A 12,023-nucleotide genomic window follows, 5' to 3' on the forward strand; every position below is an offset into this window, starting at 1 on the left:
GTGGCTCCCGTCGCTCCCGTGGCACCCGTCGCACCGGTGGCTCCCGTCGCGCCCGTGGCACCCGTCGCACCGGTGGCACCCGTCGCACCGGTGGCTCCCGTCGCGCCCGTGGCACCCGTCGCACCGGTGGCTCCCGTCGCGCCCGTGGCACCCGTCGCACCGGTGGCTCCCGTCGCACCCGTGGCACCGGTCGGGCCGGTTTCCCCGACGAGGCTGACCGATTCCAGATACCAGTCGCCGTCCGCATGGCGGTTCAGCAGGTATTCATAGGCCCCCGAGACCACACGCCGTTGCAGCAGGAATCGCGCGTCCGAAACACCCCCCACGTCGATAGTGAGCAAAGATTCAGTGCCGGTCGCCGCGTTCGTGTTCAGGTTGTCGATCCAGACATAGTCCGGCTGAACACCCTTGGCATCACCGGTGATGATCAGCTTGTCGTTGGTGGAGTTCGCCTGAACGCCCGTCAGGTAGGCGTCCATCAGGATATTGCCGCCCCACGTCTCGTAGTTGCCATCAATTGTCAGGACATCGCCCGACAGCCCATTGGACATATCAATGACGCCAGTGTCGTTGTTCACGTTGCCTTTCAGCGTATAGGCAGACACGGCAGTCGCGCCTTCGCCCAGATACACCCCGGAAACCCCATTCAGGTTCAGCGTGGTGAACGACGACACATTGTCAGCGCCAGCGGGACGCAAGAACCACCGCGCCCGGTCATCCATGTTCACCGTCAACGTCGAAGTCGAGGCCGTGCGCACGGTGCCGGTCATGTCACCCTGCGAAAGGTTCAGGACCGCATTGCTGCTGTCCTCGACATCCATCAGGTAGCCCGACGCGGTCGGCATCAGTTCGGTGCCTTTGCCCGTAAAATCCAGCCCAACCGATGCCTGATTCGGGCCAACTCGGAGCAGAGCGGCGGCGCTGGCAGGATCGCTGATGGCCCAATCAGCATTGTTGAAGCTGCCGGTGATCGGAGCCGTCGAGGACTGATTGGCATTGGTCAGGAAGTCGTTACCCACACGCAGAGCCGACCCCTTCGAGCGAACCTTGAAGGAAGCGGCATCCGCTGCGTCGATCACCGATCCGCCATAGACGAGAACAACGGCCTCTCCGGTCGCGTCCGATTGGTCGATATTGACGGTTGCCCCGTCCGCGAACACCAGCTTGCCCGCGCCCCAGCCATCGCGACGCAGCCCGAACAGCCGATCCGCCTTACCGACATGAAGCGCGTTGCCGCCGCCATGCAGCGTAATGTCCGTGTCGGCAAGGTGAACCTCGGGCATTGCACGGGTCGGCGTGTCCTGTCCCGAGACATAGACCCCATTGCCATACGCCGCAGTAATGTCGGCGGTGTATTTTCCGCCGATCTCGACCACGGATCGCGGACCCACGCCCGTCGCCCCGGTAAAAGTATTGCCATCGTTGTTCTGGATCGCACGGATACCCGTGACCGGGTTCATGTTGCCCATATCCGTTTTCACGGCCTTGAACGAATAGTCACCCGCCAGATCAACGAGGTTCGTCAGAGACCCGGTGTTCGGATTGCGGGTGCCATAGGGCTGACCCGCAATAATGCCGTTGATGTCCCCGTTGTTTGCCTCATCGAAAGTCACGAAAACATTGTTGAAGTAGGTTTCGTTCCCATCCCCAGCGCCGATAGCCGCAATGGAGTTGGTGCCCGCATTGCGCCCGTTCGCGCCAATGGTGAGGTTGTTCCCCGTAAGGGTATTCCGGCGGATCGACGCCGAATCGTAGGACCGCGCGCCCAGCAAAATGCCCACGCTGGTATAGAACAGATTCGACACCGAGATGTCCCGATTGTCGAGGACAAAATTCTTCCCATATCCCTCGGCAGCACTGGTGAAATAGATGTTACCCTTGTTCAGACCGGTCGGACCATAGTCACCATTCGGGGTACTTGCTGCCGGGATCGACTGGCAGGTAAAGCCATTATCCGGCACTGTATAAGAACCACAGGACGCTGCGCTTGCCTCTTGCCCCGAGGCGAGGACACAACCCACGATTGCAGCGGCGGTCATCACTTGCTTGCCTTTTTTGTAAGCGCGTCCTCCGCGGATCGTCAGCTTCGTATAGTGGTGGTCCATCGGTTAGCTCCATCGATCAAGTATCCCTGGGCACCTACCATAAAATAAGTACCTTAACACCTATTTTGCGTGCGCTCGGTGCTGTGACCCCCGCTAACTCTTCCATCTGATGCTAAGGTCAGGACCCATAAATCTGTTTGTGGTTCCGCAGGCTGCATGATTCAAGCCCCCGAAGATGGGGGCATGATATGAGCGAGCACTTCTGGCTGACCGAGGCGCAGATGGATCGGTTGCGACCGTTCTTTCCGAGATCCCGAGGCAAGCCGCGCGTGGATGACCGGCGGGTGCTGAGCGGGATCATCTACGTCAAGAAGAACGGGCTGCAGTGGAAGGACGCGCCTGGCGTCTATGGGCCGCCGAAGACGCTCTACAACCGCTTTGTCCGCTGGTCGCGCCTGGGTGTGTTTGCCCGGATTTTCGTCGAACTTGCCCAGCCAGGGCCGGATGGCGATGTCATCATGATCGACAGCACGCACCTCAAGGCTCATCGGACGGCGGCAAGCCTCTCAAAAGGGGGACCCGGCCGCGCGCCATCGGACGGACCAAAGGCGGGCTGAACTCGAAGTTGCACATGATCTGCGACGGGCTGGGGCGGCCGCTGACCTTCTTCCTGTCACCGGGCCAGATGAGCGACGCAAAAGGTGCGCTCGCCCTGCTGCGTGATCTGCCTCCCGCCAGCACGCTGCTGGCCGACAAGGGCTATGACGCCGACTGGTTCCGGGAAGCCCTGGAAGACAAGGGCATTGCCGCCTGCATTCCGGCGCGGCGTGGGCGGAGAAAACCCGCCAGCCACGATCGCAAGCTCTACAGGCAGCGTCACCGTATCGAGAACCTCTTTGCCCGCCTCAAGGACTGGCGCCGCATCGCAACCCGTTACGACAGATGCGGCGAGCTCTTCCTCTCCGCCATCTGCATCGCCGCAACCGTCATGTTCTGGTTGTGAGTCCTGACCCTAGAGTCCGGCCCAATGAGAGGACCGGACATGAAGAGATCGAAGTTCACCGAAGAGCAGATCATCGCGATCCTGCGGGAGCAGGAGGCGGGCGCAAAGACGGCCGAGGTCTGCCGCAGGCACGGGATCAGTAGCGCCACGTTCTATGCCTGGAAGGCGAAGTTCGGCGGAATGGAGCCGTCCGCGGCGAAGCGTCTGAAGGCGCTCGAAGACGAGAACGCCAAGCTGAAGCGCCTGCTGGCCGAGGCAATGCTCGATAACACGGCGCTGAAGGATCTGCTGTCAAAAAAATGGTGACGCCCGCCGCCAGGCGCGAGGCCGTCGCGCACCTGAAGGCCCATCTCGGGCTGTCGGAACGGCGGGCGTGCCAGATTGTCGGGGCGGACCGGACGATGGTGCGCTACCAGTCACAGCGCCTACCGGACACGGCGCTGCGCGGACGGTTGCGGGACCTGGCCAATAAACGGCGCCGGTTCGGCTACCGTCGGCTGTTCGTGCTGCTCAGGCGCGAGGGAGAGCCATCCGGGATCAACCGGATCTATCGGCTTTACCGAGAAGAGGGCTTAACCGTGCGTAAACGCAAAGCGCGCCGCAAGGCACTCGGGACGCGGGCGCCGATCTTGATCGAGGCACGGGCCAATGCGCGCTGGTCGCTGGACTTCGTCCACGATCAGTTCGCCTGCGGGCGACGCTTCCGGGTGCTGAACGTGGTCGACGATGTCACCCGTGAATGCCTGGCGGCGAACCCCGCAATCGCCCGCCCCGCTGCGCGAGATGAAAGCTCCGCGCGTCGGGCGATTGCTCCCCCCGCGCCAACCGGCGTAAACACAAACCCGGCTCAAGTCGCCGCTGGATGAAAGTTCAGGGGCAGGTCACACTGGGGGCGGCACTAAACCGTGACAGGTCCTTGTGATCGCCGACGACCACAAGGACCTCCGGGCGGCCGTGCGTCGGGTGTTCAACGCGACCGGCTCATGCTCCGGCCACGCAAACGTAGAGTTTCGGGAAGCAGAGCAACGGACAGGGCCTATCCGGTAGCGCTTACATCCCGTAGTCCCATCCTCGGTCCCTCTGCCTGCTACGCTCTCGCACTCGAGCGCGCTCTAGCTCTTGAGCGCGCTCAAGAGCCTGCTCACCTGCTCGACCAAGCGCGAGGTTGAGGCGTTCTGCGTGTCCAAGGCTGCGGTCAGCCGCGTGGTCGTCGCCTCTAGCTGCGTGAGCCGCGCCTCGATCTCGGTTTGCCGCTTCGAGATAGCCCGCGACCAATCGGCCAGTTTCACGGACAGCGCCTCGGACGCGCTCTGCGACTGATCGAACTCGCTGGCCAATCTCCTGAACTGCTCGAGCAAGCTGCGCTCGAAGGGGGTGAGCTGGTCCATCGCTCAATTCTCCACCGGCAGACGCAGACACAGCCTCTCGGCTCCGCTGCTGTCCTGGCATTTCATGGCCTTGGCCGCGTCCGGGATCAGCAGATAGTTCTGCCCCTCGCTCTGGAAGGTCTCGAACGGTTCCGGCGCGACTGGCGGCGGCGGGGCCTGAGTTGATCGCCAGAGCAAGAAGCCGGTCAGCATCAAGCTCACGATCAGCGCCACCCAGGTCCCGAAGAGGGTCCACTTCAGCACCGGCAGATCGTTCGCGATCCCGCCCAGGTACCGGTCGATAACGATCCTGATGTCGCTCAGCTCTTCGTCCAAGCTCGACTGCACATGCGCGCTGAGCTTCTTCAGCTCGCTGTCGGTCAGGGCCGCGATCTCGGCCGTCTGCCCCTCCAGCCTCTCTTGCAGCCGCTCGGCCAAGCTCTTGCTCATAGCTCCAGTCCTTTTCGTAAATGCGCCCCTTCAGCCGCAGCCTGTCGCCGCTCTCGGCGTCCTGGACGGTCAGGTAGTCCTTGCCCTGCCGTGTGACCCCCAGACCCGCCTCGGTGAGCGCCTGGACCATGCTGGGGCGGTCCCGCACCGTCCCACGCTCGATCAGGGCCATGACATAGGCGTGGACGGCGTCCCGGCCTTCATTGAGCCGGAAGCCGTCCTGCTGCCACGCCTCGGGCCGCTCGAAGCCCAGATCCCGCGCCCGTGCCGGATCATCCGGGCGTGCCCAGCCATGCGACAGGTTCAGCGCGTCCCGCAGCTTCGAGAAACTGCGCTCCCAGCCGGGCGGCGCGATGTTCAGCGCCCGGCCGCTGGTCAGCTCCATGCGCGGGGTCACGAAATGCAGCTCCACCCGCCCGCCGCTGGTGTGCTGATGACGCACCCAGGTGATGTCATACTGCTCGGCATCCAAACCGGCGAAGGCAAACGCCTCGAACTGGTCCATGGCCTCGCGTTGCTGGTCCTCGGTTGGGGCGTCCTCCGGGGCGAAGGACAGCACCCCGTGCGTATAGGTCCAGTCCCGCGCGATGCTGTCGATCAGCTCGGCCGTGCGCGCCATGTCGCCCCGCACCACCTCCGGCGCCGCAGACTCCCGCCCCTCTCGCTCATGGTCCAGCAGATAGGCCGCAACCGTGCTGCCCCCCCCGCGCCCTCCGGTGGTGAACTTGATCAGCATCAGCCGTCCCCAGCATCATGGGCGCCGCCACTGACGGCCAGCGGCGCGTCCGGACGCTGATGCGCAGCGCGCAGCCCGGCCAGCTCGCGGTCGATCTCGATCAGCCGGGCCAGCAAGGCCGTCGCCGTCACCGGCTCACGCCGGTTCGCGGCACGAGCAAGCTGGTTTAGATTGTTCCCGATCCGCGCCAGCTCGCGCAGAAGATCGGGGGCAACCGGCGGCGCCTCGCGCCTGGACCGCAGCCGCGTCCTGTCCAGGCGCGACCGGATCAGCTCGGACAGGGACACACCGCGCGCCGCCGCCAGCTCCTGCCAGCGGACGCGCTCCGCGCTTGATGCCCGGAGCTTGATCCAGATCGGGCTGTCGGTGGCATCATCAGGCATCGGCTCTCCGCAAAAGCAGGGGTGCAGGGGAAGCATTCGCCCTGCCGGGGTCCGGGGCTGGCCCCGTCCGCCACCGGGCGGAATGGGGGTTTGAAGGGGGCAGATTGCGCCCCCTCACCAGCCGCGAGAGGGCGCGACAAGAGAAGGAAGGCGTCAGCCTGACGACTCTTGTCGTGGCCACGAGAGTATGCTGGCGAAGAGCCAGATTTGCAAGAACAGGGAGACCGGGATAGAACGCTGGATAGGGACGGTGGCGGGTCTGGAATTACAATACTAACGCGGTATATACTTCATCAGTATCTATGGGAATGAGACATGGGCACCAAGGCCGTATTCACGATGAAGCTGGAACCAGATCTCCGGGATAGCTTTATGGCCGAAACCGCAGCAGCTGATCGCACTGCATCGCAGGTCGTCCGTGAGCTGATGCGCGACTATATCGAACAGCGCCGCTATGAGCGGGCCTACAGCGAGTATCTGGGTCGCAAGGTAGGCAAAGCCCGTACTTCGATGCTGGAGGACCAAGGACGCAGCCAGGAGGCCGTGGAAGCCGATTTCGCGGTCAGACGAGCTAAGCTCGCGGACGGCCCTCTGTGATCGTTTTCTGGGCCCCTGAAGCCGAACAAGACCGTTCTGACATCATGGACTATATCGCAGCCGACGACCCGGCTGCTGCGTTGCGCATGGACCAACTGTTCGGTGAAGCTGCGGCCCGGTTGGCTGATCTCCCGTTCATGGGAAAGCCCGGCATTATTCCAGACACACGCGAGCTGATTCCCCACCCGAGCTACCGCCTGGTCTATACCCTCGATCAGGACACGATCTGGGTGCTGGCCCTCGTTCATACGGCCCGACTCTGGCCCTGACCTGACCAAAAACCAGAAAGAAAATGGGCGCAGCCCCTTCTTGTTCTAATGTTCTATAGTTCTAGGGCAAAATCTATAAATTTAAACAATAAGTTGCGAGTTTATAGGTGAGGTTTGGGGACCCAAAGGTGAGGTTTGGGGACCCAAAGGTGAGGTTTGGGGACTGATATACGAGTTGACCGATGAGGTTTTCGCACTAATAAACCTCACTTATGGCTAGAACGATCCAAGTGGCCGCAGACCGGGCCTATGACCCGACCAAGACCGTGCTGCCCGTCGAGGTGGCGCGCGGCATCTACATCGAGAACTCGCCCTCAGCGCAGGCTTTGAAGCTGATGCATCTGCTCATTGCCAAGGCGGGCGGGCGAATGGCTGATGAAATCCAGCACGAAATGCGCATGGCCGACCTCAAACACATCGAAGGAATGCGCAACCATGACCGGGCCAGCCTGCGTGCCCTGTTCACCCAGCTCCGCGCCGCCGTCATGGTCTATGACGACACCGAAGGCCAGGAAGAGATCATCGGCGGCTTCATGGATGAAATCCGCCTCGACTACCGGCAAGAGACTGCGGACGCGCTGGTGGTCAAATGGTGGTTCGGGCGCACCTTTCGTCGGATCGCAGCCGCGTCGAACCAATGGGCGATCCTCGACCGGCAGACGATCTTTGCCTTGTCCTCGAAGTATTCGATCCTGCTGTTCCAGCACATCGCCTCACTGGCTAATCTGGACCGAATCGACAGTAAGAGCTTCTCTGTCGTAGAGTTGCGGGCGCTCTTCGGCGTGGAAGGAGGAAAGCTGGATCGGTTTGCAGACTTCAATCGTTGGGCTCTGAAACCTGCTATCGCTGAAATCAGCCAACTTTCCCGCTTGAAGCTGAAAGCGACCCCCAGCAAGACCGGGCGCACAGTGACCAGCGTGGAAATCTCTTGGAAACTGAAGCTGGACCCGACCGACGCGAAGCAGGAGCTGGCGCGGCCAAAGGTCGGCCGCAAAGCGCGGCGGGATGGCACGACCGAGACCCTGCCTGTGGCCTTCCCGGAAACCGGCAGCATCACCTACAGCCCGCGCTGGCTGGAATTGAAGCGGCAGGCTGGCTGCAACATGGACAACGCCATGATAGCAGATCATTTCCGCAAATGGTGTCGCAGCAAGTCTATCAAGTTGGATGCTGCCAACATCGAATCGTTATTCAGCGCCTATTGCGGGAAGGTGGGTAAGGTGTAACGAGCATAAGCCCTCATTCCCCAAGTAACATGCTGATTTCGCTGTCCTAATATGGATTTTGCACATTGCTATGCTGAAGATTTTATTTGCCTAAACCATTTTCAGCACGGTAGAGCGTCCAAGCCTCTTCCAGAAGAACGCCCTGTTGTACGCCACGGCGCTTGGCTTCAGCAGAGATCTCTTCCGAGACATGAGGCAATACCTTGGCGTGCACCTGCCCTGTACGCGGGCTCGGCGGCCTTCCTCGCCGTTTTTTTGGCGAACGGTCAGTGAAACCATGCGCCTCCCCAGCCCTGTCGACTTTTTCTACAGTGTCTGGCGCGGTCTGTTTGGCCCGGGTCTTGAGCTGACCAAGATCGATCTGAAACGGGTCGGTCATTTTGCCTCCACTTGGCTTGAAAGTCGGGAAAAGACAGCCTTCGCAAATGCCGAAGCGTTCTCCAGCGCGCCCTCCATACGTCCCTGAGGGGGCATGTTGCGCAAATCGCCACCAAACTCGAACAGTGCCGAAAATGCGGCGCGTTCCATCAGGCTTGGCTCAATGACGTCCACACCCTGGTCTTTCAGACTGGCCTCAATGGCTGTGTGCTGCTTTGAACGTACAGCGCGTGTCATGGTGAACACCACGGCGTGCAAGACCGAACGATCCAGAGCCTCTTCCTCCTCCGCTACCAGCGCCAGCGCTCGTGCGCCGATAGTTGCGTCCAGCGTTGTCGCGCGCATGGGTATGATAACCAGATCGGCCTGAGAGATGGCCCGGGACACCAGGCGCGAAGCAACGCCTTCTAGATCGACGATGACGACACTGCCATCGCGATCGTGCGTGCGGATGGTCTTGATGATATCAGCTTCCCCGATGTCCGACTGAACTGTAACTCTTTGCGGTAACGGTGCGCGCGAGGCCCAAAGCGTTAAGGAGCCGTTCGGGTCACAGTCGAGAAAGGTGACGTTTGCCCCCGCTCCGGCAAGCTCCGTACCCAGGATGAGCGCAGTAGTAGATTTTCCGGCCCCGCCCTTGGGCGAAGCGATGACGATGACCGGCATGGGCTCTGTTCTCGCACTGTTCTAGCTTCACCTTCAGATTAACCGGATTTTTAAAATTATCCAATACTCATAATTATCCGGTTATTTAAACAACCGGATAATTATGAGTATCCGCCGCTGGCGGCTCTGTTGCACAAATCTGGTGAGGGATTCATCTTGTGAATCCAGAGTGGTAGCTGGGATGCATGAGCAGACCCACACCCCCACGCGCAAGTGCCATGATGCGATTGCAGATCGCGGTGCCCATGCCGTCATCCCGCTCCGCAAGAACGCAAAGCCCTGGAAGACGATCACCGCTGGAGCCGTGGCGCGCAATGAGGCCCTGCGGGCGTCCAGGTATCTCGGCCGTGCCTTATGGCGACAATGGAGTGGATACCACCGCAGGAGCCGCGTCGAGACGAAGATGCATTGTGTGAAACTGCTGGGCCAGCGGCTCATGGCACGGGACTTCGACCGCCAGGTCGCCGAACTCCAGATCCGCATCGCCGTCCTGAACGGCTACACTGCGCTCGGCATACCCGTCACGGAAGCTGTGGGATGAATCCGTCCGGGGGAAAGGGGAACCTCGACCATCATCCGATTTGCGCAACAGAGCCGCGGTCACACCATCAGAGTCCAATAGAACCCAATGCTATAGTTATTCATCAGGAAACAATATGAAAAAGATGTTGAGGCGCACCGTTCCGTTTCATTATCGCCCTAGCCTCGTCGCCTTCGTTTTGCCTCCCCAAATTCTTTAAAGCCCAAAGATACTCGAAGGATGACCAAAAATCATACACATCTCGCATGAGAAACAACCGCCCCTCAGCTGGCATACGGATATGCATGGCTGCCTTGGCATACAGCAAAGCCATATTATAGCGGCCGCGCTCACGTTCCGCCTGCGCCAATTTATACAAACATTCGGCACGATCCGGGCAAATTTCACTCCCAGCTGTCCAGGCCTCTATTGCACCGCTATCATTACCCATAAGCCTTAAGCATATTCCGAGATTTAAGTAACTGATAAAGATTTCATCTTTCCATCCACCTAGATCTATTCGGCGCTGATACCATTCGACTGCTTCCCTTGGGCACTTAGCATCGCGCCAAGAATTAGCCGTGTAAAATACATATCGCGGAAGGAGATCCTGATCCTCGCGAGAAAGGGATTGGATGGCCTGCATGAGCAACTGGGCGTCTCGATAGTATGTCGCTGGATCTCGCGAGCGATAGCCTTCACTTCTGTTGATCACACGCACCCCTGGGAGAGATGTGGAATTCTCACTTCTTTTACCGATAAAATACAGCCCCTCATGCACCACACCTCTCCATCGAAAACCACCATGATTTCTGATAATTTGCTTAACTGGATAAACGGTTGAATTACGAACGGAGTTAATCATGTAAGAGTCAACTGCAATGTCAAGATCGGGAATTTTTCCCTCCAAATGGCAGTCGGCGTCAAATATAATGACGAAATCTGACATTCCAAGAGCATCTTCAAGAGCAGCTTGCCTGTTGTGGCCAAAGTTTATCCATTGCCGATGAGATAGCCGTCCTGGAATACCTCTCTCTTCAAAAAAACTACAGATAATATCTGGCGTTTTGTCTTTAGAGCCCGTGTCGTGAATAACCCAGCTACTTAGTTGCGTGGCATCGCATATACTCGCAAGCGCATCGCCAATTATTGAGGCCTCATCGCGAACAATCATGTTCAGGCAAATCGTTGGAATGCGCGTCATGATTTAATTTTGTCCTGAATACGGAGGAAGGGCGGCGCTTGGTTGCGCCGCCCCTGCTTTCTGTGTCGGCAACTCTCGTGGTGGGCTGGGTCAGAACTTGAAGTTCATGTTGACCGAGGCGGTGACGTTGTCCCCGCCGCCCTTGACGTTGGTGTAGTCGATCTTCGCGCCGACCCGGCCCTTGTCGGAGAAGGAGTATTCGTAGCCCGCCCCGACGCGCAGGGCGTCCTCGCCGCCGAAGGAGGCGTTGTAGGCGTCGAAGGTCATCTCCGGGCGGTCGAGGGCATGGAGCCAGTCGATCTGGACGAAGCCGGTCTGCGAGTGCTTCACGCCCTTGGGATCGGTGGTGAAGGCGGCGCGGACCCCGAGGCGCGAGGTCAGGCTGTCGCCGCCACCGCCGATCTTGGTCATGGCGTCGTCGGTGACGGCGTCCATGTCGGTGCGGTTCCAGATCAGTTGCGCCTGCGGCTCGACCCAGAACACCGTGCCGGTGTCGGTCTTCGCCACGTCGAAGGAATAGCCCGCCTCGACCGAGAGGGTGCTCGAGTCGATGCTGTAATCCTGCGTCGCGAAGCCCTCGCTGGCGACCTCGGCATCATACTGGCTAAACATGCCCCATCCATCGACATACCAGCCGCGCTCGTTGAAGCCGTTCTGCATCCACGTCGCATAAGCGCCGAGGCCCCAGCCCTTGATGCTGGCCGCGCTGGCATAGCCGGTGACGTTCGACACCGCATCGGCGTTCTGCCAGCCATAGCCGCCCATCAGGCCGACCAGCACATCGTCCTTGCCGTTGGTCGAGAACCGGGCAACATCCGCGCCGAAGTGCAGCACGGTGCGCTGGTAGTCGGTCTCGATCTGGCCTTCCCCGGCGGTCATGTCGCCATGCTGGCCGGTGACACGGACCCAGACGCTCTTGTCCGCATCGCCGCGCAGCGCGCCATAGCGGTCGCGCCAGCCGTGATCGAACATGGTGGCCGCAGCCGACAGGTTCGCCCCATAGGCCCCGACCTCGGGACGGAACACACGCGACACGCCCGGCTCCCCGGTGGCACCCGTCGCACCGGTGGCACCCGTCGCACCGGTGGCTCCCGTCGCGCCCGTGGCACCCGTCGCACCGGTGGCTCCCGTCGCGCCCGTGGCACCCGTCGCACCGGTGGCTCCCGTCGCGCCCGTGGC

Annotated in this window: 12 protein-coding genes and 3 pseudogenes; 6 read left to right on the forward strand and 9 right to left on the reverse strand. The window is 60.7% G+C overall.

The genetic code is table 11. From position 1 onward, the window contains the following. The coding region (locus ACEYYA_RS15510) for a pertactin-like passenger domain-containing protein (RefSeq protein ID WP_374801824.1) at positions 1-2,105 on the reverse strand (2,105 nt) is incomplete at its 3' end. Positions 2,106-2,293: 188 nt separating this feature from the next. Between ACEYYA_RS15510 and ACEYYA_RS15515 the strand changes: the two genes are divergently transcribed. Both ACEYYA_RS15515 and ACEYYA_RS15520 read left to right on the forward strand, forming a co-directional pair. Further along, positions 2,294-3,048 (forward strand): IS5 family transposase gene (locus ACEYYA_RS15515; RefSeq protein WP_374801825.1). Its coding sequence is split into 2 segments (ribosomal slippage): positions 2,294-2,612 and positions 2,612-3,048, totalling 756 coding nucleotides; the frame shifts between segments, so codons are not numbered across the junction. 39 nt (positions 3,049-3,087) lie between these two features. After that, positions 3,088-3,806: pseudogene (locus ACEYYA_RS15520) on the forward strand (IS3 family transposase); the annotation flags it as partial. A gap of 354 nt (positions 3,807-4,160) precedes the next feature. Here ACEYYA_RS15520 and ACEYYA_RS15525 read toward each other — a convergent pair. From ACEYYA_RS15525 to ACEYYA_RS15540, 4 genes and pseudogenes are all read right to left on the reverse strand, one after another. After that, positions 4,161-4,436 carry a hypothetical protein gene (locus ACEYYA_RS15525; RefSeq protein WP_374801834.1) on the reverse strand — a complete coding sequence of 92 codons (276 nt, stop codon included), beginning with the start codon at positions 4,434-4,436 and terminating at the stop codon, positions 4,161-4,163. Between the two features lie 3 nt (positions 4,437-4,439). Continuing rightward, positions 4,440-4,865: a hypothetical protein gene (locus tag ACEYYA_RS15530; protein WP_374801835.1), complete on the reverse strand. Its 426-nt coding sequence runs from the start codon at positions 4,863-4,865 to the stop codon at positions 4,440-4,442. A gap of 298 nt (positions 4,866-5,163) precedes the next feature. Further along, positions 5,164-5,601, reverse strand: a pseudogene (locus tag ACEYYA_RS15535) (relaxase/mobilization nuclease domain-containing protein); the annotation flags it as partial. After that, positions 5,601-5,984 (reverse strand): MobC family plasmid mobilization relaxosome protein, encoded by a 384-nt coding sequence (locus tag ACEYYA_RS15540; RefSeq protein ID WP_374801826.1) that lies wholly within the window; start codon positions 5,982-5,984, stop codon positions 5,601-5,603. The gene ACEYYA_RS15540 and the pseudogene ACEYYA_RS15535, both read right to left, overlap by 1 nt. A gap of 315 nt (positions 5,985-6,299) precedes the next feature. On the opposite strand from ACEYYA_RS15540, the gene ACEYYA_RS15545 reads away from it, so the two are divergent. From ACEYYA_RS15545 to ACEYYA_RS15555, 3 genes are all read left to right on the forward strand, one after another. Continuing rightward, positions 6,300-6,581, forward strand: a complete 282-nt coding sequence (locus ACEYYA_RS15545; protein WP_374801827.1) for an antitoxin of toxin-antitoxin stability system — start codon at positions 6,300-6,302, stop codon at positions 6,579-6,581. After that, a complete protein-coding gene (locus ACEYYA_RS15550; RefSeq protein WP_374801828.1) occupies positions 6,578-6,850 on the forward strand; it encodes a type II toxin-antitoxin system RelE/ParE family toxin in 273 nt (90 codons plus the stop codon). The genes ACEYYA_RS15545 and ACEYYA_RS15550 overlap by 4 nt, the downstream gene beginning before the upstream one ends. Positions 6,851-7,062: 212 nt before the next feature. Beyond that, positions 7,063-8,076, forward strand: coding sequence for a replication initiation protein (locus ACEYYA_RS15555; RefSeq protein ID WP_374801829.1), 1,014 nt, complete (start codon positions 7,063-7,065; stop codon positions 8,074-8,076). An 82-nt stretch (positions 8,077-8,158) separates the two neighbouring features. Here ACEYYA_RS15555 and ACEYYA_RS15560 read toward each other — a convergent pair whose 3' ends face one another. Beyond that, positions 8,159-8,455 carry a chromosome partitioning protein ParB gene (locus ACEYYA_RS15560; RefSeq protein ID WP_374801830.1) on the reverse strand — a complete coding sequence of 99 codons (297 nt, stop codon included), beginning with the start codon at positions 8,453-8,455 and terminating at the stop codon, positions 8,159-8,161. After that, positions 8,452-9,120 carry a ParA family protein gene (locus ACEYYA_RS15565; protein ID WP_374801831.1) on the reverse strand — a complete coding sequence of 223 codons (669 nt, stop codon included), beginning with the start codon at positions 9,118-9,120 and terminating at the stop codon, positions 8,452-8,454. The genes ACEYYA_RS15560 and ACEYYA_RS15565 overlap by 4 nt, the downstream gene beginning before the upstream one ends. Before the next feature lie 205 nt (positions 9,121-9,325). Here ACEYYA_RS15565 and ACEYYA_RS15570 point away from each other — a divergent pair. Next, positions 9,326-9,661: pseudogene (locus ACEYYA_RS15570) on the forward strand (transposase); the annotation flags it as partial. Between the two features lie 103 nt (positions 9,662-9,764). Here ACEYYA_RS15570 and ACEYYA_RS15575 read toward each other — a convergent pair. After that, positions 9,765-10,844, reverse strand: coding sequence for a glycosyltransferase (locus ACEYYA_RS15575; protein ID WP_374801832.1), 1,080 nt, complete (start codon positions 10,842-10,844; stop codon positions 9,765-9,767). Positions 10,845-10,934: 90 nt separating this feature from the next. After that, on the reverse strand, positions 10,935-12,023 hold a 1,089-nt coding region (locus tag ACEYYA_RS15580; protein WP_374801833.1), incomplete at its 5' end, for an autotransporter outer membrane beta-barrel domain-containing protein.

This window comes from Paracoccus zhouxuedongae, assembly GCF_041927815.1.
GTDB lineage: Bacteria > Pseudomonadota > Alphaproteobacteria > Rhodobacterales > Rhodobacteraceae > Paracoccus.

Coding starts and splice junctions, on each gene's coding strand:
- ACEYYA_RS15530 (WP_374801835.1), bottom strand. CDS start 4,865: ATGAGCAAGAGCTTGGCCGAGCGGCTGCAAGAGAGGCTGGAGGGGCAG.
- ACEYYA_RS15525 (WP_374801834.1), bottom strand. CDS start 4,436: ATGGACCAGCTCACCCCCTTCGAGCGCAGCTTGCTCGAGCAGTTCAGG.
- ACEYYA_RS15555 (WP_374801829.1), top strand. CDS start 7,063: ATGGCTAGAACGATCCAAGTGGCCGCAGACCGGGCCTATGACCCGACC.
- ACEYYA_RS15560 (WP_374801830.1), bottom strand. CDS start 8,455: ATGACCGACCCGTTTCAGATCGATCTTGGTCAGCTCAAGACCCGGGCC.
- ACEYYA_RS15575 (WP_374801832.1), bottom strand. CDS start 10,844: ATGACGCGCATTCCAACGATTTGCCTGAACATGATTGTTCGCGATGAG.
- ACEYYA_RS15540 (WP_374801826.1), bottom strand. CDS start 5,984: ATGCCTGATGATGCCACCGACAGCCCGATCTGGATCAAGCTCCGGGCA.
- ACEYYA_RS15545 (WP_374801827.1), top strand. CDS start 6,300: ATGGGCACCAAGGCCGTATTCACGATGAAGCTGGAACCAGATCTCCGG.
- ACEYYA_RS15565 (WP_374801831.1), bottom strand. CDS start 9,120: ATGCCGGTCATCGTCATCGCTTCGCCCAAGGGCGGGGCCGGAAAATCT.